Source organism: Granulicella sp. S156 (assembly GCF_009766105.1).
Lineage (GTDB): Bacteria > Acidobacteriota > Terriglobia > Terriglobales > Acidobacteriaceae > Granulicella.
The window spans coordinates 229,212-252,619 of the sequence record NZ_LMUH01000025.1 but is presented as its reverse complement, the minus strand read 5'-3'; the positions used below and the strand labels follow the sequence as shown (position 1 = coordinate 252,619).

The window sequence follows — 23,408 nt, the reverse complement described above, 5'->3', positions numbered from 1 at the left end:
GATGTCGATGGCTGACATTGCAGCCGCGCTTCGCCGCCAGGTCGGCCGCCCCGTCGAGGACCACACCGACCTCAAAGGCAACTTCGACTTTCAGATCGAATGGACGCCAGAAGAGACTCCTGACTCCGTCGACCCATCGCTCTTTACTGTGCTCAAAGAACAGCTCGGCCTCAAACTCCAGTCTGCCAAAGGAACGATTGAAAGCCTTGTCATCGACCAGATCAGCCGGCCGTCCGCCAACTGACCTTGCGCACTAGAAAATTCCCGTGAAGATTGGCCATGCTTCTTCTTCGAGGATGCCCTGAGCCAGACCGGTGCCACGATCAAGGACCGTCCGAGCCGTGGACTCGTAAGCGCGATTGCAGTTGCTTGCGATAACGTCGACTTAATCGAAGCTGGGTTCCGTTGTCGAGCAGTATCTCGTACTCGCCACTCTCGTTGAGTTTCAGGCCGCGGACCCGATCCAGTTTAACGATGGTCGAACGGTGAACTCGGCAGAAGAGGGTTTGATCCAACTCTTGATCGAGTTCTGACAGGCTGCGGCGCAGGAGATGTGTCTTCGTTCCCAGGTGCAGGCAGGAGTAGTAGTCCGAGGCTTCTATCCAATCAATCTCGGAGATCTTCAGAAAGGCTACCTGCCCGACGCTTTTCACGGCTAACCACTCTGTCGTTGGCGGCGAACTTCGCCTCTTGGCGATCCTCTCCTTCGCGCGGCTGAGGGCTCGTTCGAAGCGAACGTTGTCGAACGGTTTTAAGAGGTAGTCAAGCGCTCCGACTTCGAAGGCCCGCAATGCGTATTGATCGTAAGCCGTGACGAAGATGACTGCGGGCGGTAGATCTCCGCCTAACATTTCGAGGACATCAAACCCGTCACACTCCGGCATCTGAACATCGAGGAAGAGCAGATCGGGCTTCGAGTTGCGAATCTCTGCGAGTGCCTCTGCGCCGGACCCGCATTCACGGACCGTTCCGATCTCCGGATCGAGCCGCAGCAGCACTGTAAGGTTGCTGCGAGCGAGGGGTTCATCGTCTACAACCAGCACGCAGATTTTGGGGCGAGACTCTTCCGCGTTCATGAGTCAACCCTCTCTGAAGACGGGATCATCTGGAAGGGCAGGGAGACTGATACCTCCACGCCGCCAGTCTTCTGATTGCGCAGGTTCAACTCGAAGGCGTCTCCATAGAGGCTTTGCAGGCGAGTTCGTACGTTGGAGATGCCGATGCCGGAGCGAGCGATCTCCCAGTCTGGAGGCAGGTTGGGGCCGTCGTTGCAAACGCTCAGGGTGAGCCTGTCGTTGCTGTGAGAGGCCGCAATGTGGATCGTTCCTCCCTGCGCTCGTTTCGCGATGCCGTGTTTGACTGCGTTTTCGACCATCGGCTGCAGAATCAGGCTGGGAACCTGAGCCGGATAGAGTTCTCTGGGGATATCGACACTGAACTGAAGTCGCTCGGCAAATCGCACCTTCTGAATGTCCAGATACTTTTGGGTGAACTCCAACTCTTCGCTCAGTGGTACCTGGTGCTGGGTGGAGCCCTCCAGGACACGGCGCAGAAAGTCGCTCAACCCTGCAATCATGCTCACGGCAGCATCGTTTCTTTTCTCGCGTACCAGACCGGCGATGGCGTTGAGCGTATTGAAGAGAAAGTGCGGCTCTATCTGTTGTCGAAGGGCATTGAGCTGAGACTTCGAGAGTTGCTCGTTCAGTCGTGCGGTTTCGGTCTGTTGAAGAGCCAGGCGTGCTTTGGAGTCCAACATGTGGCCAGTCGTGAGAACGGCGGCGTACAGGACCAGGGAGGAGAGAATCCCATTACAGGACTTGTCGAGCCAAGGATGCAAGAACGGTCCCGGTCCCGAAGGATAGGCATACGGGTTGAACAGACCAATCAGGTACGTTGCCCAGGCGGCAAAGATTAGGCCGATGGAGGTGCAGGTGGCGGCGTGCACCAGCCATGTCACGAAGGGCCTCAGTTTCAAGGGTGGGAATCGACGCCCGAGGCTCAGTACGAGCGGTGTTGCCAGGGCCCAGGGCAGCCACGAAATAACCGTTGTCACAAACAGTTTTACCCAGGCGTGGTGCATGCCTTCCGAGCGCATGGCAAAGACCGTCTGTATCGCGTCAACCAGCCCGAAGCCGAACCAGATCGCGGCAATCCATATCCACGGGTGTGACTTCGCGCGGATGTCGTTGGCGTCCATATCGAGATCGTAGTCTACAGCCCTCCCCCCCAAAGGTCAGAATGCAGCGAATCCACGGAGCTGTGCAGTGGACGGTCTGGCCCTCGAACGAATCGGGAAGGATACTGCAACCATGCTTATCACTGTGAAGACCCTACTGTTTGTTGCGATGTTTCTCTTTTCCATGGCCGACTTCCAGGAAGATGCGGCAGCGCCAGGATCGAGTCCGGAATATACCAGCGACTCTCAACTTAAGTTCCCCGAGCATTATCGGGAATGGGTATACCTGACTTCCGGGTTCGATATGAGTTACTTCCCAGCGGCGCAGGGCGGCGACCACCATATGTTCGACAACGTCTTTGTAAATCCTGAGGCGTACAAGGCCTTTGTAAAGACAGGAACCTGGCCCGACAAAACTACGTTCGTGATTGAGGTTCGCGGCGCGGAAGAGAGGGGGTCGATCAACAAGAAGGGAAACTACCAGAGCACTACTACGATGGGGTTTGAAGTGCACATTAAAGACGAAGCGCGCTTTCCGGGGAAGTGGGCCTTCTTCGGCTTTGATGACGGCAAGACCGCCAAGATGATCCCAACTTCGGCTGACTGCTACAGTTGCCACGCGGCCCATGGAGCTGTGGACACAACGTTTGTTCAGTTCTATCCAACGCTGCTTCCGATTGCCAAGAGCAAGGGGACACTCGCTGCTGCTTATCTGAAAGAGATTGGAAAACCTATCGAGTAGCAGCCAGTTGATCTCTGGTTGAGGAGTGAATCGAACAGCGGTTCGGGCTATTGCGATTGCATATGGTTTGCAAAGTCACTCTAATCACCATTCCGGTGAAGGGCGAAGGAAGAATTGTGCATCTTACTTCCAGGTAAGTCTTTTGGGGGAGATTAAGACGCAATGGCAGAGATGGAATTTCGCACGATCGAACCGAAGATACTGTACTTTGGCACACCGGTGGCGCTTATCAGTTCATTGAATGAGGATGGCAGTACCAATCTGGCGCCGATGTCTTCGTTCTGGGCGTTAGGGTGGACGCTGGTGCTGGGATTGCTGGATGAGACGAAGACGGCGGAGAACTTAGAGCGTCATGGGGAGTGCGTGGTGAATCTGCCTTCGCCGCAGATGTGGCGCGAGGTGGAAAAGCTGGCGCCGCTGACCGGCAAGAACCCTGTGCCGGAGTTGAAGGCGAAGCAGTTTCGATTTGAGGGCGACAAGTTTGGTGTGGCGGGCTTGACGCAACTGGTAAGTGAGGTTGTGCAGCCAGCACGGGCGAAGGAGTGTCCTGTGCAGATGGAGGCACGAGTCAATAAGCTGCATCGGATGCACGGGGAGAAGCTGGAAAAGCTTGGCGGCGGATGGGCGGCCGAGGTGGAGATTGTTCGTGTCCACGTCGCGAGCGAGCTGATTGCCGAGGGCAACTATATCGATCCGCAGAAGTGGTCTCCGCTGATTTATAACTTCCGCCATTATTTCCGGCTGGAGCACGAAGAGCTAGGCAAGACCTTCCGTGCGGAGAAGTAACGGCGCAAGGTGAAACGGACTATAGCAGCTGTCCGTCGCGCATATGCACTCTGCGATGCGAATAGGCTGCGGCCTCTTCGTCGTGAGTAATCATCAGGATGGTTTGGCCTAAGCGCTCGTTCAGATCTTTCAGCAGCTTGAGCACCGCTGCGGAGTTCTGGCTGTCGAGGTTGCCGGTGGGTTCATCGGCGAGCAGAATGGCCGGACGATTCACAATCGCGCGCGCTATGGCGACTCGTTGTTGCTGACCACCCGATAGTGCGCGGGGTTTGTGCTTCAGGCGGTCGGCAATGCCAAGCAGGTTCAAGACCTCTTTGAAGGGGGCGTCGAACTCCGTATCGTGACCGCCGATGTACTTTACGATCTTGATGTTGTCTTCTGCTGACAGCGTGGGCAGCAGGTTGTACTTCTGAAAGACAAACCCGACTGTGTCCTTGCGCAGGTTGGTGCGCTCGGCGTTCGTCATGTGCGAGAGATCTCTGCCGTTGATGTGGACGCTTCCGCTGGTTGGGGGAGTAAGGCCGCCCAGGATGTTGAAGAGCGTCGACTTTCCGGAACCAGAGGTCCCCACAACGGCAATGAACTCGCCTCTGGAGACTTCGAGGTCGACACCGCGGAGAGCCTGCACGTCTACGTCACCGACGCGATAGGTCTTAGTGAGTTGGCGGACTTGAATGATAGGAGTCTCACTCATAGGAGAGCGCCTCCGTGGCATCCTGCCGGACTGCTTTGATGCCGGGAATGATGGCGCCGATCAGCGCGCCGACGATGGCGACGCCTGCCGCGATAGGCCACCACGCGTACACTGTCTCCTGCACCAGACTGTTCGGGACAACGTGCAGCATGAGCCACTGCGTGAAGTACGTGAGCAGAATGCCCAGCACGGTGCCGAGAATCGCAAGCAGCAGGGTCTCGCGCATCAGCATGCTGAGGATCAGGCCTGAAGAACTGCCGACCGCTTTCAGGATGCCGATCTCCCGTGTGCGCTCCAGAACGGCTGTATACATTGCCATGAAGACCACAATGAAGCCGACGATCATGGCGATGCCGATCACGACATAGGTGAAGTTACGCAACAGCCCTAGGTTGTTTACCGAGAGCATAGAGGTGAAGTACTCCATGGTGTAGATCTGGTAGCCGGGATACTTTGCCCGAAGGGCATCGACCACAGCCTGTGCGCGATCAGGGTCGTCGATCTTCAGATAGATCTGGCTCAGCCGGTGGGGATTGCCGGTAAAGTCCTGCAATACTGCGAGCTTGACGCAGATGCGTGCGGCCTTGCCAGGTAAATAGATCCCGGATACGCGCCACTGGTGCGAGATAAGGTTCAGTGTGCTGCCCACCTGCAGATGTTTTTCTCGTGCATAGGGCTCGTCCACGATCAGGTCAGTATCTTGAACAGGCAGGCCACCCTGTACAAAACGGAACCCTCCGCTCATCTTGGCGAACTGGTCCATATCGAAACCTGTGATGCTGTCAAAGAGCTCCAGGGGCTGAACGATGGTGCCGGTTGCAAGAACCACATGGGGCTCGTTGGCGAGAATGGCGGGCAGCTTATCGCTCATCGGGGAGGAACTAAGGGAAGAGAGTACCGATGTTCCAGGAGGACGGAAGAAGATGTCAGCGCCTGTCCCTCGCGCGCGACGAGCGGACTCATGCAGCGTGCCGTTGCTCACCCCTACCAGCGTGAGGATCATGGTTACCTCTACGGCAATGGCAAGGATGCTCAATGCTGTGCGGACAGGGCGGTGCGCGAGGTTGGCGAAGGTGAGTTTATTGAGCAATCAAATCAATTCTAACGGGTATCGTTCTAGACGGTTGCCGTTTCAGAGAGGGGAGTCCCAAGTTCCTGATCTTTGTACTGTAATTGGTAGAGCTTGTAGTAGAGGCCGTGCATGGCCAGCAGTTGCTGATGCGAGCCTTGTTCGCGGAGTTGGCCTTTGTGCATGACGAGGATGGTGTCTGCCCGCTGGATGGTGGAGAGCCGATGGGCGATCAGCACGGAGGTGCGGCCTGTGATCATGCGCTCGAGGGCGAGGCGCACGCGCAGTTCGGTCTCGGTGTCGACTGAGCTGGTAGCCTCATCGAGGATGAGAATTCCCGGGCGGTGCGCCAGCGCTCGTGCAAAGCTGATGAGCTGTTTCTGGCCGGTGGAGAGAGTCGAGCCTCGTTCCAGCACCGGCTCGGCGAACTGTGCTGGGAGTGTGCGGATGAAGTCGGCGACGTTGACCTCTTCGGCGGCGTTGGCTACTTCGTCGTCGGTGATCCAGCTTGAGCCCAGGCGGATGTTTTGGGCAATGGTGCCGGAGAAGAGGAAGGGGTCCTGCAGGACAACACCGAAGCGTTTGCGCAGAGGGATGAGATCTTGTTCTCGAACGTCGATGCCGTCGACGAGTACGGCTCCACGTTGCACATCGTAGAAGCGCATCATGAGCGCTGTGATGGTGGTCTTGCCTGCGCCGGTGTGGCCGACGATGGCTGCGGTCATATCCGGCTCGATCGTAAAGCTGACACCGCGGAGTATCCACTCGATGTCCGTACAACATCGGAGTTCCTCCGCGGACATCGATCCAACACTTTCCATCTGCTCTGGCGTGAGGGTCTGGTACGTGAACCACACATCGCGGAACTCGATGCGTCCGCTGCGGTCGCCAGAGATTGGTTTGGTCAGTACGGGAATCTCGGGTTCAGTATCAAGCAGCTTGAAGACGCGCTCGGCGGCAGCCATCGCGGATTGCAAGATGTTGTACTTATCGCTGAGGTCCTGGATGGGGCGGAAGAAGCGCTGCGCATACTGAATGAACGCGATGAGAATGCCGACGGTAACCACCGGATGCAGAAAACCGCCAAGCTGTAGGGCGGTTTGCCCATGCAGGACGGCGATGCCGCCGCGCCAGATGACTAACGCGATGGCGATGGAGCTGAGAAGTTCTACGACCGGGTAATAGAGCGCGTAGGCGAAGATGGCGTCAGTCCACGCAGCTTTGTTCTCGGAGTTGACGGAAGAGAAGTCGTGGAAGGCGCGGGACTGGCGGTTGAAGAGCTGGACCACGCTCATTCCGGAGACGTACTCCTGGGTGAATGAGTTGATTTTGGCGGTGGCCGCGCGCTGGCGGCGATAGCTCTCGCGCACATGGGTGCGGAAGATCTGCGTTGCGAAGAGAATCGCCGGAATAACCGAGAGTGTGAGCAGCGCGAGCAGCCAGCTCATGCTCAGCATGATGACGACGATGAAGGTGAGGGCGAAGACGTCTTCGAAGATGGCGAGTACGCCCGAGGTGAACATCTCGTTGAGCGCGTCGACGTCTGAGGTGACGCGCGTGACCAGGCGGCCTACTGGATTGCGGTCGAAGAAGCCGATGTGCATGCGCTGGATGTGGCGGAAGATCTGGCTGCGCAGATCGAACATGATCTTCTGCCCGGTCCACTGCATCAGGTAGGTCTGGACGAACTCCAGACCGAAGGTCAGCAGCAGCGAGCCGAGGTAGAGCAGCCCGATCTCCGTCATGCCACGAACGGGGTCAGGGCTGAGATGGCGGGCGAGCCAGCCCAGCTTTTTGCCGGGCGCGGGAGCGAAGTAGGTGTCGACGGCGACCTTGACGAGGTAGGGACCGAAGACGTCGCTGGCGGACTTGATGAGGATGGCGACTGCGGAGATGCCGGCCTGGAGCTTGTAGGGCTTCAGGTAGGCGAAGAGACGTCGCATGAGGCGGCTATCGTAGGCTTTGCCGACAACATCGTCGTCTATACCTGGGCGCTTCGGTGCGGTCTGCTCTGCCTGTTCCGCCTTTTTCTGTTCGTCGGCCATCTAATCCATTCTATTCGGTGCGAGATCCTAAACCTTCGCAATCAGGCGCATGAAAGAATAGATGCGTGAGGATCGATTCGGCTTCGGACGCACTTGGCATCTATATTTCGGTGCCTTTTTGCCGTGCAAAGTGCAGTTTCTGTAATTTTGCCTCCGGTGTTTCGTCACCTGCGACGATAGACCGCTACGTTGGGATGCTGTGCGAGGAGATCGATGCGGCTGGGGTGACCTCCGAACGGCTTGGAGCTGACCTGCCTCGCTTTGTGGACTCGATCTATTTTGGCGGCGGTACGCCGAGTCTGCTGGCGCCTTCGCAGCTACGGACAATCTTTGCAGCATTGGGGCGAAACTTTGAGGTTGCTGGCGATGCTGAAATCACCTTAGAGTCCGCGCCGGGGCAGATTGCAGATGACCTGCTCGACGAGGCGATGGGCCTGGGGGTGAACCGGGTGAGCCTCGGGGTGCAGTCGTTTGTGGATCGCGAAAGCGCTGCCGTTGGCCGCCTGCATACCGAGCGCGAGTGCGTGCGGGAGATTACACGGCTGCGGGCTGCGGGATTGCCTGAGGTAGGGGCCGATCTCATCGCCGGGCTGCCTTACCAGACTGCCGAGAGTTGGAACCACTCGTTGGCTGTCGCGAGCGGCGTAGGACTCACACACCTTAGCGTGTACATGCTGGAGATCGATGAAGACTCTCGCCTGGGTCGTGAGGTACTTGCCGGTGGGCAGCGTTTTCATGCGCACGGCGTGCCGCAGGAAGAGCTTGCTGCAACGCTGTACGAGCAGGCGTGTGCCATGCTATCGCAACACAGGTTCACGCAGTATGAGATCTCCAACTTCGCTGCCGTCGAGCATCAGTCGCGGCACAATAAGAAATATTGGCAACGTGCGCCGTACATCGGCTTCGGCCTTGATGCGCACTCGATGCTGCGGCGGGGGGAGGGGGCGGTCCGGTTTGCGAATCCCGATGAACTCAAAGATTATGTTCCTGCTTCGCGTGGAGGACAGGTGGTGTTGGTTGCGGAGAGAGAAGCGTTTGAAGAGACGATCTTTCTCGGGTTGCGCATGAATGCGGGTATTCCCACCAACGATTTGCGAGAGCGTTTTGCGACGGAGCTGGTTGTGCCGTGCGAAGAAGCTGTGCGTGAGTTGGTTGCTGAGGAATTGATGCTGGCGGAGGACGATCGCTGGCGGCTCACGCTGCGCGGGCGGTTGGTGTCGAATGAGGTGTTTGGGCATCTGCTGGAGAAGGTACTGGTGTGAGTGCAGGGGAGTCTTTGAGCTACGAGCCTAGAGGTGTTCAGCTGCGAGTTTGGTTCAGTTTTGAGTAGATGGAGGAGTTGTAGCAATGCAAGGAAAGAGATTGATTGATCTTCGCAGTGATACGGTAACGCGGCCAACGCCTGCAATGTATGCGGCGATGGCCTCAGCCGAGGTTGGCGACGATGTCTATGGCGAAGATCCGACGGTGAACCGGCTGGAGCAGCGCGCGGCGGAGATCTTTGGGCGTGAGGCCGCAATCTTTGTGCCGACGGGGACGATGGGCAATCAGATTGCGATTCGCCTGCATACGCAGCATGGGCAGGAGGTGATCTGCGAGGCCCGTTCGCATGTGCTCGACTGGGAGATGGCGATGGTCTCAGCGTTCTCCGGCTGTTTGCCGCGAGCGGTTGCGGGGGACCGTGGTGTATTGACCTGGGAGGCGATCAAGAAGGCTATTGCGCCGAAGATCTATTACCGCGCCGCGACGGGTTTGATCTCGCTCGAGAATACGCACAACATGGCCGGCGGAACGGTGACGCCACTGCCTGTGCTGCGCGAGGTGTGGCAGGGCGCTCGCGAGGCAGGGCTGCCGGTGCATCTTGACGGTGCTCGTGTCTTCAATGCAGCTACAGCGCTTGGAGTGAGTGTTGCCGAGCTGACAAGCGGGTTCGATACGGTGATGTTCTGCCTCTCCAAGGGGCTAGGTGCTCCGGTGGGTTCGATCCTGGTGGGGAGTCGCGAGGCGATCGATCGTGCACGCATCTATCGCAAGGCTTTGGGCGGCGGCATGAGGCAGGCGGGCGTGCTTGCTGCGGCTGGATTGATTGCTCTGGAGGAGATGACTGCGCGGCTCGCAGAGGACCATGCGAATGCGCGCTTTCTGGCCGAGACGGTTGCGAAGTGTTCGGCTGCGGAGATCGACCTGGCTGCAGTGCAGACGAACATCGTCATCTTTGCATTACGTAATAAGGGTGATGCGCCGGTGCTTGTTGCGAGGTTAAAAGAGAAAGGCATTCTTTCGAGTGCCATTGGTCCAGATCATGTGCGGTTGGTGACTCACTACGATGTAAGCCGCGCAGACTGCGACGTTTGTGCAACTGCACTTGTAGCGTTGTTGAGCTAAACCTATAGACGAACTCCTCTTCATGAATATCTAAGGAATAAGTTGATTTATTGCTGAATTAATCAATTTACTTTCTAGCTTCACGAAGACATTTATCTGACAATTCGCTGACAACTATCGTTATCGCGCGCGCCTATTGTGATTGGCGGGTCACCTCTTGAGGAAAGACCCATCTTTGCACCAAATCAGGATAGGTAAAGCGACGATGGAAAATCCAGTAAACAACACCAAGCGTCCAGTTGACCGCCGTTCATTTATGAAACGCGGACTTCTGGCAGGAGGCGCAGCAACAGTGGGCGCCGGTTTGTTAGCAAAGGGAACGCCGGCCAGGGCACAAGGCCTGCTAGGTGGCAAGCTCGGTGCGGGCGATGCTGCCATTCTCCGGTTTCTGGCAGCTGCAGAACTGATCGAGGCGGATCTTTGGACGCAGTATGCGGAGTTGGGTGGTATCGGCAATGACCAGCCTATCGAGGTAAATCAAAATCCAAATCCACCGCTGAATAACTATCAGATAGCGTTGTCGAACCTCGATACCGATGGCCCGCAATACATCACCAGCAACACTCTGGATGAAGTGAGCCATGCTGCTTTTCTGAATGCCTATCTCAAGTCGCGGGGAGCCGAGCCGGTCGACCTCACCCAGTTTGAGACTTTGCCGGGAAGCAAGGCGACGGGATCGTCAGGCAAGTTGCGCCTCACGAACCTCATGAATCTCAACGTCGACACCAGCTGGTTCGTGCGCTACCGCAGCACAACGAATCCGGACCTCGGTGCGACCTTTCCGCAGGCGATCACGCTCAATGGCGTTACCGCGATTCCCAGAACCGATGCCGATTTTAACGGCGTCTCTAACCCCAACTTTAAAGGCAATAACCACATTCAGGCGATCGCAAATGTAGCTGCCTTTCACTTTGGAGCGATCGAGCAGGGAGGCTCGAGTCTTTACGCAGCCATGAGTCAAAAGGTGTCGGATCCCGAGGTGCTTCAGATCACCCTTGGCATCGGTGGAGACGAGATCGCCCACTTCCTGGAATGGGTTGATTTTGCGGGCAATGGAGTGCAGCAGACTATAGCTCCATTTACCGATGCTACATCCGGCCTGACGTTCCCGGATTTTTTCAATAACCCACCGTTGCAGCCGGCGAGTCTGGTTCAGCCCAGCCTGATCTTTCCCGTCCCTTGCGAATTCATCAACTCCAACCTCCCTCATGTCGCGATCATTCGTCCGTTGACCGACCGATTTGCTGGCGCTGTAGCGGCTGTCAAAAGCCTCACTGCCAGTGGGCTTTTCATCGGCCAAAGCAGGCAGTTTTTCCAAACACTCGAGATTATGGCTCTCGAAGCGGATGCCGCTGTCCGTTTGCTGCTGTAGTTTTTGTACTCCTGGGGGCTTGCTTTCCAGCAAGCCTCCGATTCCTGCAGACTGCACACTTCAGCCTTCTATTCGAGGCAGGAACACGGTGATTTGGGTCCCGTGATTCTGTTCGTTTGTGCTGCTCTCGATTTCGATGGTCCCACCGTGTTTCTCGACGATCCCATGACTTACCCACAAGCCCAGCCCCGTGCCGTGTTCGCCTTTGGTGGTGAAAAAAGGCTGAAAGAGTTGGGGCATCGCGGCATCGGGAATTCCGGCGCCGTTGTCGGAGATCGTGATGGCAACACCCGCTTGACGGCTTCCAGTTTTCGGTCCGGTACGGCGCAGTTTCGTGCGTACTTCGATCATGCCGCCTTTGCTTGAGGCATCCGCTGCGTTGGTCAGTAGATTGACGAAGACCTGTCGCAGTTCGACGGGGTACCCCGTGACAGAAGCATCCGGCGCTAAGTCTGTGCGTATTTCCAGTTGGCTCTGGCTCATCTGGCGATTGAGCAGTAAAAGGACGCTTTCCAGCATCTCCTTTACATCGATGGCCACGGGCGTTTTAGACTCGCGATACATTCCCAGCATGGCGCGGCTGATCTGCGTAACCCGGTCGAGCTCCTGGCTGGCGAGTTTGAGAAACTGACTCGACTCCTCCGGGCTTGAGCCGCTCTGCATCAGGTACAGCAGATTACCGACAGCATCGAGTGGATTGTGAATCTCGTGCGCCAGGGTAGCGGCGAGCCTACCGGCGACTGCGAGTTTTTCCGTGGCGAGCAAGGCAGCCTGTGATCGGCGTTGCTCCGTGATATCGCGGAAGACCATGACAACGCCGACCAGCTTTCCAGAGCGGTCGTGAATTGGAGCCCCGCTATCGTCGACGTAGAGCTCACTTCCATCTCGACCCAAAAGCACCGCGTGATTGGACAGGCCGACGACGCGCTGGAGACGTTTGACTACCGCAAAGGGTGTCTCCAGCGGCTCGCGCGTGGTCTCGTCCACGATGCGAAAGACGTCTTCCAAGGGCTGACGGAAGGCATCGGCCTGGCTCCAGCCCGTGAGTTGTTGCGCGGCGGAGTTGAGTAACTCAATTCTGCCGTCCACGTCGCACACGACTACACCGTCACCTATGGACGTGAGTGTGGTGCGCAGGCGTTGTTCCGACTCAAATGTGCGATGGGCGTTGAAGCGTAACGACTCCAGAGTGGATTGGAAGGCGTCGGACACCCGATGCAGACGGCTGCGCGCAAAGAAGCCGATCGCAAGACCGATGATCAAGGCCAGGGCTACGAGAATCTCCAGCGTTTCCCGTACCTGTCGTTGCCATGTCTCTACGACCAGGGTGCGTTGTGTCTTCTGCCCTTCGATGATGCTGTTGAGCCTCTCCCTGAGCGCGTCCATCTGGGCTTTGCCACGCAGATTCAGGCCGGAGTCGTGGGTGTTCTGTCCGGCATGTGTCGCCGCGATCAAAGGCGCGGCAAAAGAGTTGCGCCAGATATTGTGCGCCACGATGAAGTTGTCGACGTCGCGAGGATCGCTGCCTTGTTGCGACAATCCCTCCCTGAGGTCCTGAAGGGCGCTGTCGAGCGGCGCCTGGGAGTAGTCGTACGGTTGTAGAAAGATCTCGTTGGAGGTGATCTGATAGCCGCGCAGGCCGGACTCCTCATTGACTATCAGTGCAGAGGCTAGTGTTGCCGTAGCGATGTTGTTACCCGTCTTTTGCATCTGAACGACTGTCCGCTCCGCGCTTTGGATCTGCAGGAAGAGGATGGCGGCGACAAACATGAGCGCTACCACTGGGATCAGCAGCGTCTGCAACAGCACCCGATTGAGTTGGCTCAGATTCACGGTAGATGGGGTCTCTCGAGTTTCGCACGGCACGAGCCGTTTTGCAGCAGGTGTGTAAGGACGCAGAAGAGATTTGCCAGGTTTTCAGCTAAACGAAAACCATGCCGCATAACTTTCACAAGGCCACGGGGACGGTGAAATCGCTCTAGTTAGAGAAGAGGCTATCCAGTTTCTGCAACAGTACAGGCGCCCCTTCGCCTTTGGTCATGGAGATGTCGACCAGACCTGAGAGGTCGGCTGGAAGCGACATGTAAGCCGAGAGCAAAAGTATAGGAACCTGAGGTTTGTGTTCGCGCATTTGAGCGGCGACCTGGCCTCCATCCATTCCGGGCATCGCATAGTCCAGGACTACGGCTTCGATCGGATTTTCGGCAAACACTTTCAGGCCCGTTGGCCCATCATGCGCCGTCAAAACTGAATATCCGGAGCGTTCGAGGATCATCCTGCGTACCTGGAGTCCGACCGCTTCATCATCGACGCACAGCACCAGGCGGCGAGATTGCGGCATAGTTCTCCCTCCAGATGCATGCGAAGCAACTGCGGAAAGGATAACACCGCTTCCGTCGTTTCATCGTTGAGGGGATTTGCTTTGTCAGCACACTTTCGATGAAGCGTTTCAGCGGAGTCAGGCTTGCCAGTGGATCAATCGAGGAATGAGCGGGTAATAGAGTCCGAGCATGATCGGTTTGTTGCCCTCTGGCAAAGACCTGCAGACAGCCGCGTAGCTTTCCATTTGCGGGCTGTATTTCGCGCGCTCATCGTCGGCGAAACGCTCCGCTGAGCGGGAACCCGGGTCGGTGGTCTTGAAGTCGACGATCCATCTGAAGCTGTCTTCTTTCGACAGTGGTGTTGCGCCCCCCAGGAATGTACGGTCGACACGCAGTATCGAGGCTTCGGGAGCGGCAAATGTAAGGGCACGCTCGCTGATTGCGCCTGGTTGTGGGGAGAGAATCCAGTGTCCTATGTCGTCACTAAGAGTTTGTATCAGGGCTTGGAGCGCTCGTGTTGCTTCTCGCTGACACAGTGTCGGTGAGAGGCCTTCTCCGCGCAGGCTGGCTAATAGACGTGGCTCCCAGGAGGGGAGTTCGGTCAGCAACTTGTCGGCGGTAGAGCCATTGGCCAGTCTGACAGCCAGTACCTGCAGAAAGCGATGCACCACGTTGCCGAAGGCTCGCACGGTGAACGAGCCTTCGGGGCGTTCGAAGTTAGGGGTCTGGCGGAGAGCGGAGGCGGGGAGGTAGGGAAGGCGGTGTTCGGCGGCTTGCTCAAAGCGGTGCAGGATGTTGGAGTCTGCAGTAAAGCGTTGCAGAAGAGGGGAAGTGGGTGCTGCTGACTTTTCTTTAACTATTTCTAATTCAAGCGATTGAATTATGGACTTATCGAGGTTGGATGTCTCGAAGTGCTCCTGGGCCGCGGGCCAGCAGGAGTAGAGCAGGGTTCCGGAGGGTGGTTTGATCTCGCCCTTGGAGGTGCGCTCGCAGGTGGCGAAGAGATGCAGTTCTTCCCGGGCGCGGGTGCAGGCGACGTAGTAGAGCCGTTTGCGTTCGGCCTCCTCGCGGGCGCTTCTTATTTTGTTCAACCATTTATAGAGATCGTCGGGGTCGCTGCCCTTGCCGTAGATGGGGGCCAGCACGATGGAAGGACCTGCTGTGTCATCGCCGTCCAGCTCCAGCCAGTTGAGCAGGTCGCTGCGGGAGCCCTGACCGCGCTTCTCCAGGGAGGGAACGATAACAACGTCCCACTCCAGGCCCTTTGCGGTGTGGATCGTCATCAGTTCCACGGCGACTTCGCCGCTGAGTGGTTCGGCGAAGAGCTTTTCCAGCCTGGTTTTGAGCGCTCGCAGGTCGATCCAGCCGCCGGGCTGTTCCTGCTCGCGAAGCAGAGCAAAGAAGCGCTGCACGTTGGCGAGTTGATTGGGGCGAAGAAAGACGTCTCCCCCCAGCGTGCGCCAGGTACGTTCGACGCGCACGGCGATCTCGCCGCGGCCGGATTCGCCGAGCGCGGTTTGCAGGATAGGACCTACACTCGCTAGCAGTGCGCGGCCCTCTTCACTGAGATATTGTGCTCGCGCATCGATCAGGGTGGGAATGGTGTCGGTTGGAGTTGCGGAGGCGGCTTCTCCTGTGAGCGCGAGCAGGTCGGCGAGGCCCAGGCCACACCACGGGGCGTGCAGCACAGCCAGCCATGCGACACGGTCGGCGGGATGCAGCAGAGCGCGTGTGAGAGCGAGGACGTCGAGGACTTCTGAGCGCTCATTCAGGGCTTCGACTTTCACGGCGCGAAAGGGAATCGGCGAAAGTCCGGCTTCGTTGCGCTGGAACTCCGCGACGATGGGCGCGAGATGACGGCGTGCGCGGGCCAGAACGGCGATACGCCACGGAGTGGTGCGGCCCTCGGGCAGAGGTGTCTGTTGCCAGCGCTCGACGATCTGCCGCACGTGGCCAGCTTCCTCGTCGCGCTGCGAATCGTCTTCGAGGACTGTTGTATGCCAGACGATGCCTTGACTCGCGGTACTGGAGCGTATGGCAGTAGCGGCGACAAAGGGCACATCGACGGCTTCGCTGGAGATGTGGGCTTCTTTGCCGGGAAAGATGCGGCTGAAGTCGCTGTTGAAGTTGTCTACCAGCGTGGCCTGCGAACGGAAGTTTGAGGTGAGGTGCAGAACACCGACGGGGACGTCGCCGAGGTGCGCTTCCTGCATGGTGCGCATGAAGCGCTCGACGCGCGCCTGGCGAAAGAGGTAGATCGACTGCTTGGGATCGCCGACGAGGAAGAGCGTCTGACTGTGACCATCCCAGGAGCGGGTGAGCAGTTCGATGAGTTCGTACTGGCTCGACGAGGTGTCCTGCATCTCGTCGACGAGCAGGTGCCGCAGCGTTGCGCCGGAGGAGCCGGCAAGATCTGCGGGGCCATCGTCGGCGCGGAGGGCTTCGCGGGCGGCGAGTGCCAGTTCGGCAAAGTCGCATTCGCCGCGCTCGGCGAAGAGCACCTTGAGCTCTGCGAGAGCATGAAGCAGGAGGCGAAAGAGTGCTTTTGCGACCTCCCATTGTTCGTCGGGATAGCGCGCAGGCGGCAGTGCGCGGACCGCCTGGAACGCTGTCAGCAGACGATCGTGCTGGATGGTTTCGATCAGTTGGCCCAGTTGTTCTTTCTCGAACTTGGAAAGAGTGAAGCCGAGATTTCTGTCGTTAATGCCTCTGGTCTTGCGCCAATCTTCTTTGGTCAACAACAGATGAATCAGAGCGACCCAGTGCTCCAGGTGATCGGCCTTTGCTTCAGGAGGCGCAGTACGGTTCGCGCAGATGGCGATCGGCGATGCGTTGCCGGTGTATCCCGGGACGTAGGCCATGCTCGAGGCCAGAGCTGTGAGTTCGTTCAGCAGTCCCTGCGGCATTGCTTGAGCGGCGCGGGTTAGGCCGGCGCAGACGATGTTTTCCAGAGCGCTCTCTAGCCTGGGGCGCACCTCGTTGTCCAGGGCCGCGTCGTCGAGAGAGGCGCGGTCCAGAGGGATCAGCTCTCCCCACTGCTCGCGGGCGGCCAGCATTCTGGCGAGCAGCGTCTCGCAGTCGCTCAGGCTGCCATCGCGATGCAGGAGGACGGTGCGTAGTGCAGAGTGCAGGGCTGCATCGGCGCCGCCGAGCTGCATCAGCGTGCGGCGGGCGGCGAGCCGGTAAAGAGGCTCGGCATCCTCTACGGGGGTGCGTGTGCCGCCGCTGCCGGAGAGCAGCGGAAGGGTGCTTGCTATCTCCGCGCAGACGGAGTCGATGGTGCGGATGCGCAATCGCTGCGGGTTCTCGAGCAGCCCCCAGCCCAGTGTTGCGCCGCGCGCCAGTGCTGCTTGCGCGACCTCGCGGGTTTCTTGCTCGAAGGGGCTGTCTACTGTTGTGTTGTGGTGTGCGTCTTCCAGCTTTTCGAGAATGCGTGAGCGCAGCTCTGCTGTGGCTTTGCGGGTGAAGGTGATGGCGAGCACTTCTTCGGGTTGCTCGACGCCTTCCTCTGCCAGCAGCTTGAGGTAGCGCTGCATGAGCAGGCCGGTTTTGCCGGAGCCTGCAGGGGCTTCGACGATCCATGAGGCTTTGGTGTCGAGGGCTTTTGTGCGGGCTTCGGCGTCGGAGTGTTGGGTGGGGAACTGGAGGACGTTAGGCATGTGCAGCGTGTCCTTCCAGTTGTGGGGTGCATGCTTTCTGGGAGCTGCGAACGAAAAACGGGAGACAGCAGGTTCGCTCGCTGCGCTCGGAATGACAACCAGAAAAGCAAAAGCAAAAGCAAAGACAGAAGCAGATTCCCTGCGGGAATGACAACCAGAAAAGCAACGACAACGACAGAAGCAATGACAAAAGCAAAAGCCGCGGCAGGGGCAAAGGTGATTTATCGTTCAGTCGCATGCTTAGTTGTCCTCCTCTGCTTCTTCGCTATCTTCGTTGGCTGTGAGGAGGGTTGTTGGATCGAGGCGGCAGAGCAGGCGTTGGGCGCAGTGAATGCAGGTTGTTGGGTAGTCCTTGGGATGAACGGCTGCGGCTCCGTTGGCGAAGTCTTCTGCCAGGGTCGTTAATGTTGTGCGCCACTCCTCGACCTGGCGCTGCATGTCGATGACGGTCTTTGCAGGAGTGCCAGGAATCAAGCCTTCCGTATCCTGATAACCGAGCCACTTCATGTCGCGGCCGGGGCGTACTTTGGCGAAGGCCAATCCCTTTAATTCGCCGGCATCGGGAAGCAGGGCGTAGAGCGGAAGCTGGGGTTCGTCGGGCCGTTCGCCGAGCCAGTTCCTGGGGTCTGAAGAGTAGCTGGTCTTGTAGTCGACGAGAAAGACGCCGTCATTAACGAGATCCAGACGGTCGATGCGCAGCTTCAGATCCAACGGGCCTATGCCGATGAACTCGTCGTGCTCGAGATGCTGTACCTGGAACGAACCACGCTCCAGTTCCTTGTCGAGCCATTGCAGCAGAAGCCGTTGCAACCTTTCTTTCTGGAGGGAGACGTAGGCCTCATCCCATACCCCCTGGATGTTGAGGTCTTTATCGATGGACTCTGCGATGCAGCGGTTCAGCAGATCTTTGCGTGCTTCGCGCGGCATCGCTTGCAGTGTGGCCTGCGTTTGAACCTCTTTCCAGAAGCGATTGAGAGCGTTATGCAGGAGGCTGCCGCTTTCTCGAGCGTCGAAGCCGGCGTTGCTGGATTCGAGTTCGGAGGCTCCCAGGCGCATCTCAGCGAAGGCTCGAAAGCCGCAGGCTGCCTGCAACTGCAGCACGCGTGCGCCGCCGCGTACCTTCGATGAGGGAAGCGGCGGCAGGGGAGCGAGGTCTTCAACGAGGTCTACTTGTAGTTGTAATGGTGATGTGTCTGGCGGATTGAGGTTGCGAGCTTCTATCTGCGGCCAGCCGAGGTCTGCGATGGCGGGTGAGAGACGCTGCAGACCGTCGGCGTTTTCAGTGGCATAGGTAAAGAGCACATCGCTGGTACTGGCCAGCAGGCGGTCCATCGCATGATGCGCTCGCTCGGTGGCGCGGGGCTGGCTAGTGCCGCGCATCGCCAGGCTGACCTGCAATCCCCAGCCAAGCAGGGGATTGGTGCGTTCGACGAGGGGCCAATTCTCGTCGGTCGCACGTGCAAAGACCAAAGCATCGAAGGTCATTCCGAGTGCGTTGGCAGGGCTCATTATCTGCACGGGGGCATCGTTGGAGGGTGGCGCAAAGACAGCAGCGTTCGCCTGGCGTTCCAGAGCACGAAGGGCCGTGGCAAAGGGCACGCGGCGTCCTCGGAAATCGAGAGTCGCGAGCTGATCGAGTAGATGGTCCCAGGCTGTTGTTGCCTGAAACTCGTCGCCTGTCAGCGGGCGCTCGCCGGGCCAGTTCGCCGCTTTGGCGAGGCTGCGCAGGAACTCGGCCCAGTCGGCAAAGCTGCGCGGGGTGCTGCGGGTTTCATTCTTCTTAAGGAACGCGCTTAAGGGGTGCAGCCATGCAAGCGGTGCTGCGCCATGGTTCGATCGCTGCGCTAGATAGAGGAGCGAGGGGAGGTCTATCTCGGGACGCAGTAGTTTGGCCTGGCGCAGATCGTAGGCGTCGAACTGTGCGCTTTGACTCAGGCCGTCGAGCGATCCGAGATAGGGCGAGAGCAGCAGTGCACTTACCTTGCCGAGCTCCAGAGGGGCTTGTGTCCAGCGAGCAAGATCAAGTACTGCAGCGATCATCGGCAGGGAAGATATCGACTTGCCGCCGGCGAACTCATAGGGGGTTGATGAGAGATCGACGCCGATCTGCTGAAGCTCCGGTGCGAGGACTTCGCGAAAGATGGCCTCTAACACAGGGCGATCTGTTTCGACGTCCGGCAGCAGGACGCCGACGTGTGCGTTCTGACCTTTAGCCTGCCGTCGTTCGATAAAGCTGCGAACCCAGCGAGCGATGGCGAGCAGCTCGTTTTGTTCATTGTCCGCGGGCACGACCACTCGTATCGCATCGGGCTGGGGTTGAGTTTCCAGGGCATGTTGTACGAGGCTTGAGCCGGCGGAGCGCATGGCGTCGAGTAATTCCGTCTGTGCGGGAACCCAATCTCCGAAGCCTGCCAGAGTAACGCGTGCCGGAGCCGCAAGATTTCCGGTCTCGATGTGTTGTCGCAGGGTGGTTTCCAAGGCGGCGCGAGAGAGATAGTCGCGCTGTTCGCAACCGCGCTCGAAGGTTTCCGCCCAGCCTGCAAAGGTGCGGGCATCGTGCGTGGTGGCAAAGGCTCGCAGGCGCGGTGTTGCGCCGTAGGCATTGGCGAGGTTCCAGGCCTGGCGAGCCATGTCGGCTAGAGAGTCGGCCGAGCCGAGGGTGGTTTCGTCGCCCTCGCGAGTGCCTGAGACTACCTCTCGCCACAGGTCATGCTCCTGGGCCTCGTTCAATAAAAGGCGAGTGTCGGCGCCGGTGACGATGAGCTCGCTCCAGAGGGAGTCGAGCCACTGCCCCCAGGAGAGGACGTGCGCGGGCTCCCAGACCTGCAGGCCGCGTTCCCGCTGGCTCGCGTCGAAGGCTCGGCGCAGGCCGCGAGAGGCGGCTTCGCTCGGCGTGACGATGAGATCGCCAGCTGTTAGAGCGTCGAGGATCGTTGAGGTTGGGGTGGACAAGGGCATTGATCGGCCAAAGATGAGTGTAGCTCGGTGTCCTCGTGTGGAAGAGGGCACTCCATTCTCCAACGGGTTACCGCCCATACCGCAAATTCCAAATGCGATTGCCCTGAGCGCCGTCTGTTTACCTCTTGACAATCTAGAGGTGCGCGCGATATTCATCTAGACAATCGAGAGGTGTAAGTGGATGGGCGATAAGAACCAGGACCTAGTGCAGGGAACGTTGGAGATGCTGGTGCTGAAGACTCTGGCGCTGGAGCCGCTGCACGGCTACGGCATAGCCCTCCGCATCGAGCAGATCAGCGGAGGAGTATTTCGCGTGAATCCGGGGTCGCTGCTGCCGGCGCTGAGCCGTATCGAGCGCGCAGGTCACGTGAAGTCGGAGTGGAGGGCGTCGGATAACAACCGGCGGGCGAAGTATTACGTGCTGACGAAGGCCGGCCGCGCGGCGCTCGAGCAGGAACGGCGGCAATGGGGCGAACAGATCGCTGCGATCCATCGGATTCTGGAAGCCTGAGCTCGTTCGAAGAGCGTAAGGAGAGCATCATGCTGAGCGAGATTATGAATGGATTGCGGGCGCTGCTGCGGCACGGCAATCGAAACGCAGAGATCGCCGAAGAGTTGCGCAGCTTCGAAGAGGCATCCGTTGCCGAAAAGATGCGCAACGGCATGTCTCGCGAAACCGCGGAGCGGGCGGTTCGCGTCGAAACGGGCAGTGCAGAGGCGGTTCGGCAGAAGGTGTGGTCGGCGGGGTGGGAGTCGGTGGCGGAGGGCCTCTGGCGGGATGTGCGCCACGGCATGCGGAGGCTGATCCGTGCGCCGGGCTTTGCGTTGACAGCGATTATCACGCTGGCGCTGGGCATCGGGGCGAATGTCGTTGTTTTCAGCGTGCTGAACGGGCTGGTGCTGCGGCCGCTCGGCGTGCCCGACCCGAAGAGTTTGTATCAAATCGGACGCGGGGCGAGCGGCGGCGACACGCATGCGTATCCGGATTATCGCGATCTCCGGGATCGCGACACATCGTTCGGCGGAATGCTGGCCTACAAGGCGCTCTCGGCGGGGATGCAGATCGATCAGGGAACGGTGCGCTCGTGGGGATACACCACATCGGGAAACTACTTCGACGTACTGGGTGTGCAGCCGGCGCTGGGGCATTTCTTCCATGCGGCGGACGAGAAAGGCTTGGGATCGGCTCCGTACATCGTTCTAAGCTACGACTTCTGGCGACGGCAGTTCGGCGCGAATCCGAACGTGCTTGGCACGATGGTGAAGCTGAACCAGCATCCGTTCACAGTGATCGGAGTGGCGCGTGAGGGATTTCGCGGTACGGATGTCTTCTTCTGGCCGGATTACTGGATGCCGGTGACGAATGCCGAGCAGGTGACGGGTTGGAGCGACTTCTGCTGTCGCGATCACTATAGCTTTATCGTGATGGGGCGGCTGAAGCCGGGAGTGAAGCCGTCGCAGGCGACGGAGAGCCTGAACACGGTGGCCGCAGAGATGGGCCGCATCGACCACAAGGACGAGGGGCTGGTCCTCCGGCTGCGGGAGCCGGGACCGGCCGGGGACGAAAACGATCCGACGAAGAAGGGGCTGCTCGGCATCATGCTGCTGACGGGGCTGGTGTTGCTGGCTGCATGCACTAATCTGGCGAGCATCTTTGCGGCGCGGGCCGCCGACCGCGCGGGCGAGCTGGCCATGCGGATGGCAATCGGCGCCAGCCGCTGGATCGTGTTCCGCCAACTGCTGACGGAAACCATCATCATTTCGCTGGCCGGAGGCCTGGCAGGATCGCTGGCGGCGCGTCTTCTGCTGGGGTGGCTGACGACCTGGCAGCCGTTCGCGGATTTTCCGGTGCGGCTTCCAGTGCTGCCGGATGCGTGGATCTATGCGGGCGCGGCGGCTCTATCGCTGGCGAGCGGAATCTTCTTTGGACACTTCCCAGCGCGGCAGATCTGGCGCACGAATTTAGTGGAGGCGATCAAGAGCGGCTCCGCTGGTATGGAGTCGTTCCGGCGGTTCGCACTGCGCGACGTGCTGCTGCTGGCACAGGTCACGATATGCACCCTGCTGATGACGGCATCGGCTGTGGCGGTGCGCAGCATGGTAAAGGCCATGCATATCCCTCTGGGGTTCCGACCTGAGGGCGTGACGATTACCCAGGGCGATCTGAATATGGCCGGCTATACGGGCGACAACTCGCTCGCCCTGCAAAAACACATTCTCGCGGAGGCGCAGGCGATACCCGGCGTGACCGAGGCAACGTTGTCGGACAACGTGCCGTTCGGCAATGGCGGGGCATTCTGGTTTGTTTACAAGTGGGATACGACGGAATTCGTTCCGGCGCACATGGCCTTCGGGGCGACCTCGTTCCTGGTAGCTCCGGGATTTCTGCAGACGGTGCAGATGCCGCTGATCACCGGCCGCGATTTTACCTGGCATGACGACAAAACGACCCCCAACGTGGCAATCGTGAACGAGACGTTCGCAAAGCAGCTCTACGGGAACGAGTCGCCAATCGGCAAGCGGTTCGCGCTGTGGGATACAGCAAAATACGAGATCGTGGGAGAAGTGGCGAACGCAAGGTACTACTCGATCGGCGAGAAGCCACAGGCCATGATGATGATGCCGTTTGCGCAGGGCGTAGGGAGCTATCTGACGACCAACACGACGCTCGCTGTGCGATCGGTGCTGCCGGAAGAGCAGGTGAATGCCGCGCTACATGATCTGCTGCGGCGGGAGGCACCGGCAACCCCGTTCCACATCCGGCGGTGGAGCGAATCCATTGATCTGTCTCTGACGATGCCGAGGGCCGTGACGTTGCTGCTGGCATTGATGGGCATGCTGGCAGCGGTACTGGCGATGACCGGCATATTCGGGATGGCTTCGTACTCGGCCTCGAAGCGAGAAAAGGAACAGGGCATCCGCATCGCGCTGGGCGCAGAACAGGTCCAGGTATTGCGCGCTGCGCTGGAGAGGCCTGTGCTGTTGTTGGTGTTCGGATCGCTGCTGGGAATGGCTGGGGGGATTTTGTGCAGCCGATTTGTCAGCCGGCTAGGCGTCTTTGCGACACCAAGCGATCCGCTGGTGGTGCTGAGCGTGTGCGCAGCATTGCTGCTGATAGGAGTGGTAGCGACGTGGATTCCGGCGCGGCGCACGCTGCACATCGACCCGGCGCGGCTATTGCGGGAAGGATGAGCACGGAGA

At 59.0% G+C, this 23,408-nt stretch carries 17 protein-coding genes; 8 read left to right on the top strand and 9 right to left on the bottom strand.

Features of this window, described 5'->3' with window-relative positions:
• The coding region (locus GSQ91_RS25970) for a TIGR03435 family protein (RefSeq protein WP_254064744.1) at nt 1–244 on the top strand (244 nt) is incomplete at its 5' end.
• 79 nt (nt 245–323) lie between these two features.
• On the opposite strand, the gene GSQ91_RS19855 is transcribed toward GSQ91_RS25970, so the two are convergent.
• Both GSQ91_RS19855 and GSQ91_RS19850 read right to left on the bottom strand, forming a co-directional pair.
• Nucleotides 324–1,076 carry a LytTR family DNA-binding domain-containing protein gene (locus GSQ91_RS19855; protein WP_158823491.1) on the bottom strand — a complete coding sequence of 251 codons (753 nt, stop codon included), beginning with the start codon at nt 1,074–1,076 and terminating at the stop codon, nt 324–326.
• Entirely contained in the window at nt 1,073–2,197 is a 1,125-nt protein-coding gene (locus GSQ91_RS19850; protein WP_158823490.1) for a sensor histidine kinase, read from the bottom strand. The genes GSQ91_RS19855 and GSQ91_RS19850 overlap by 4 nt, the downstream gene beginning before the upstream one ends.
• Nucleotides 2,198–2,309: 112 nt before the next feature.
• Here GSQ91_RS19850 and GSQ91_RS19845 point away from each other — a divergent pair, with 112 nt between their 5' ends.
• Complete coding sequence (locus tag GSQ91_RS19845) at nt 2,310–2,918, top strand: cytochrome P460 family protein (protein ID WP_158823489.1); 609 nt, start codon at nt 2,310–2,312, stop codon at nt 2,916–2,918.
• Nucleotides 2,919–3,080: 162 nt separating this feature from the next.
• Nucleotides 3,081–3,704, top strand: a complete 624-nt coding sequence (locus GSQ91_RS19840) for a flavin reductase family protein (RefSeq protein ID WP_158823488.1) — start codon at nt 3,081–3,083, stop codon at nt 3,702–3,704.
• Nucleotides 3,705–3,723: 19 nt separating this feature from the next.
• Here GSQ91_RS19840 and GSQ91_RS19835 read toward each other — a convergent pair whose 3' ends face one another.
• From GSQ91_RS19835 to GSQ91_RS19825, 3 genes are read right to left on the bottom strand one after another with little or no spacing between them, the layout of a single operon-like run.
• Nucleotides 3,724–4,398 (bottom strand): ABC transporter ATP-binding protein, encoded by a 675-nt coding sequence (locus tag GSQ91_RS19835; RefSeq protein ID WP_158823487.1) that lies wholly within the window; start codon nt 4,396–4,398, stop codon nt 3,724–3,726.
• Nucleotides 4,391–5,488, bottom strand: a complete 1,098-nt coding sequence (locus GSQ91_RS19830) for an ABC transporter permease (protein ID WP_158823486.1) — start codon at nt 5,486–5,488, stop codon at nt 4,391–4,393. Before GSQ91_RS19830 ends, GSQ91_RS19835 begins: the two co-directional genes overlap by 8 nt.
• Nucleotides 5,489–5,514: 26 nt before the next feature.
• Nucleotides 5,515–7,512, bottom strand: coding sequence for an ABC transporter ATP-binding protein (locus GSQ91_RS19825; protein WP_158823485.1), 1,998 nt, complete (start codon nt 7,510–7,512; stop codon nt 5,515–5,517).
• A 65-nt stretch (nt 7,513–7,577) separates the two neighbouring features.
• Here GSQ91_RS19825 and hemW point away from each other — a divergent pair, with 65 nt between their 5' ends.
• The 3 genes from hemW to GSQ91_RS19810 all read left to right on the top strand — a co-directional run bounded on the left by hemW (nt 7,578) and on the right by GSQ91_RS19810 (nt 11,269).
• Nucleotides 7,578–8,774: a radical SAM family heme chaperone HemW gene (gene hemW / locus GSQ91_RS19820; protein WP_158823484.1), complete on the top strand. Its 1,197-nt coding sequence runs from the start codon at nt 7,578–7,580 to the stop codon at nt 8,772–8,774.
• An 85-nt stretch (nt 8,775–8,859) separates the two neighbouring features.
• Entirely contained in the window at nt 8,860–9,897 is a 1,038-nt protein-coding gene (gene ltaE, locus GSQ91_RS19815) for a low-specificity L-threonine aldolase (protein WP_158823483.1), read from the top strand.
• Between the two features lie 205 nt (nt 9,898–10,102).
• Nucleotides 10,103–11,269, top strand: coding sequence for a hypothetical protein (locus GSQ91_RS19810; RefSeq protein ID WP_158823482.1), 1,167 nt, complete (start codon nt 10,103–10,105; stop codon nt 11,267–11,269).
• Nucleotides 11,270–11,329: 60 nt separating this feature from the next.
• Here the strand turns inward: GSQ91_RS19810 and GSQ91_RS19805 are convergent, their stop codons facing one another.
• The 4 genes from GSQ91_RS19805 to GSQ91_RS19790 form a co-directional block, all read right to left on the bottom strand.
• Nucleotides 11,330–13,102 (bottom strand): ATP-binding protein, encoded by a 1,773-nt coding sequence (locus tag GSQ91_RS19805; protein WP_158823481.1) that lies wholly within the window; start codon nt 13,100–13,102, stop codon nt 11,330–11,332.
• 145 nt (nt 13,103–13,247) lie between these two features.
• The gene (locus tag GSQ91_RS19800) at nt 13,248–13,610 is read right to left on the bottom strand and encodes a response regulator (RefSeq protein ID WP_158823480.1); all 363 of its coding nucleotides are present in this window, start codon (nt 13,608–13,610) and stop codon (nt 13,248–13,250) included.
• Nucleotides 13,611–13,727: 117 nt separating this feature from the next.
• Entirely contained in the window at nt 13,728–17,249 is a 3,522-nt protein-coding gene (locus tag GSQ91_RS19795; RefSeq protein ID WP_158823479.1) for an exodeoxyribonuclease V subunit beta, read from the bottom strand.
• A gap of 240 nt (nt 17,250–17,489) precedes the next feature.
• Nucleotides 17,490–20,207: a PD-(D/E)XK nuclease family protein gene (locus GSQ91_RS19790; protein WP_158823478.1), complete on the bottom strand. Its 2,718-nt coding sequence runs from the start codon at nt 20,205–20,207 to the stop codon at nt 17,490–17,492.
• 181 nt (nt 20,208–20,388) lie between these two features.
• On the opposite strand from GSQ91_RS19790, the gene GSQ91_RS19785 reads away from it, so the two are divergent.
• Both GSQ91_RS19785 and GSQ91_RS19780 read left to right on the top strand, forming a co-directional pair.
• The gene (locus tag GSQ91_RS19785; protein WP_158823477.1) at nt 20,389–20,718 is read left to right on the top strand and encodes a PadR family transcriptional regulator; all 330 of its coding nucleotides are present in this window, start codon (nt 20,389–20,391) and stop codon (nt 20,716–20,718) included.
• 29 nt (nt 20,719–20,747) lie between these two features.
• Nucleotides 20,748–23,399 (top strand): ABC transporter permease, encoded by a 2,652-nt coding sequence (locus tag GSQ91_RS19780; RefSeq protein ID WP_254064742.1) that lies wholly within the window; start codon nt 20,748–20,750, stop codon nt 23,397–23,399.
• Nucleotides 23,400–23,408: the final 9 nt, after the last annotated feature.

What these genes read in the sequence shown, in the direction of transcription:
- GSQ91_RS19855 (WP_158823491.1), bottom strand. Translation starts at nt 1,076, where the DNA reads ATGAACGCGGAAGAGTCTCGCCCCAAAATCTGCGTGCTGGTTGTAGAC.
- GSQ91_RS19850 (WP_158823490.1), bottom strand. Translation starts at nt 2,197, where the DNA reads ATGGACGCCAACGACATCCGCGCGAAGTCACACCCGTGGATATGGATT.
- GSQ91_RS19845 (WP_158823489.1), top strand. Translation starts at nt 2,310, where the DNA reads ATGCTTATCACTGTGAAGACCCTACTGTTTGTTGCGATGTTTCTCTTT.
- GSQ91_RS19840 (WP_158823488.1), top strand. Translation starts at nt 3,081, where the DNA reads ATGGCAGAGATGGAATTTCGCACGATCGAACCGAAGATACTGTACTTT.
- GSQ91_RS19835 (WP_158823487.1), bottom strand. Translation starts at nt 4,398, where the DNA reads ATGAGTGAGACTCCTATCATTCAAGTCCGCCAACTCACTAAGACCTAT.
- GSQ91_RS19825 (WP_158823485.1), bottom strand. Translation starts at nt 7,512, where the DNA reads ATGGCCGACGAACAGAAAAAGGCGGAACAGGCAGAGCAGACCGCACCG.
- ltaE (WP_158823483.1), top strand. Translation starts at nt 8,860, where the DNA reads ATGCAAGGAAAGAGATTGATTGATCTTCGCAGTGATACGGTAACGCGG.
- GSQ91_RS19810 (WP_158823482.1), top strand. Translation starts at nt 10,103, where the DNA reads ATGGAAAATCCAGTAAACAACACCAAGCGTCCAGTTGACCGCCGTTCA.
- GSQ91_RS19800 (WP_158823480.1), bottom strand. Translation starts at nt 13,610, where the DNA reads ATGCCGCAATCTCGCCGCCTGGTGCTGTGCGTCGATGATGAAGCGGTC.
- GSQ91_RS19795 (WP_158823479.1), bottom strand. Translation starts at nt 17,249, where the DNA reads ATGCCTAACGTCCTCCAGTTCCCCACCCAACACTCCGACGCCGAAGCC.
- GSQ91_RS19790 (WP_158823478.1), bottom strand. Translation starts at nt 20,207, where the DNA reads ATGCCCTTGTCCACCCCAACCTCAACGATCCTCGACGCTCTAACAGCT.
- GSQ91_RS19785 (WP_158823477.1), top strand. Translation starts at nt 20,389, where the DNA reads ATGGGCGATAAGAACCAGGACCTAGTGCAGGGAACGTTGGAGATGCTG.
- GSQ91_RS19780 (WP_254064742.1), top strand. Translation starts at nt 20,748, where the DNA reads ATGCTGAGCGAGATTATGAATGGATTGCGGGCGCTGCTGCGGCACGGC.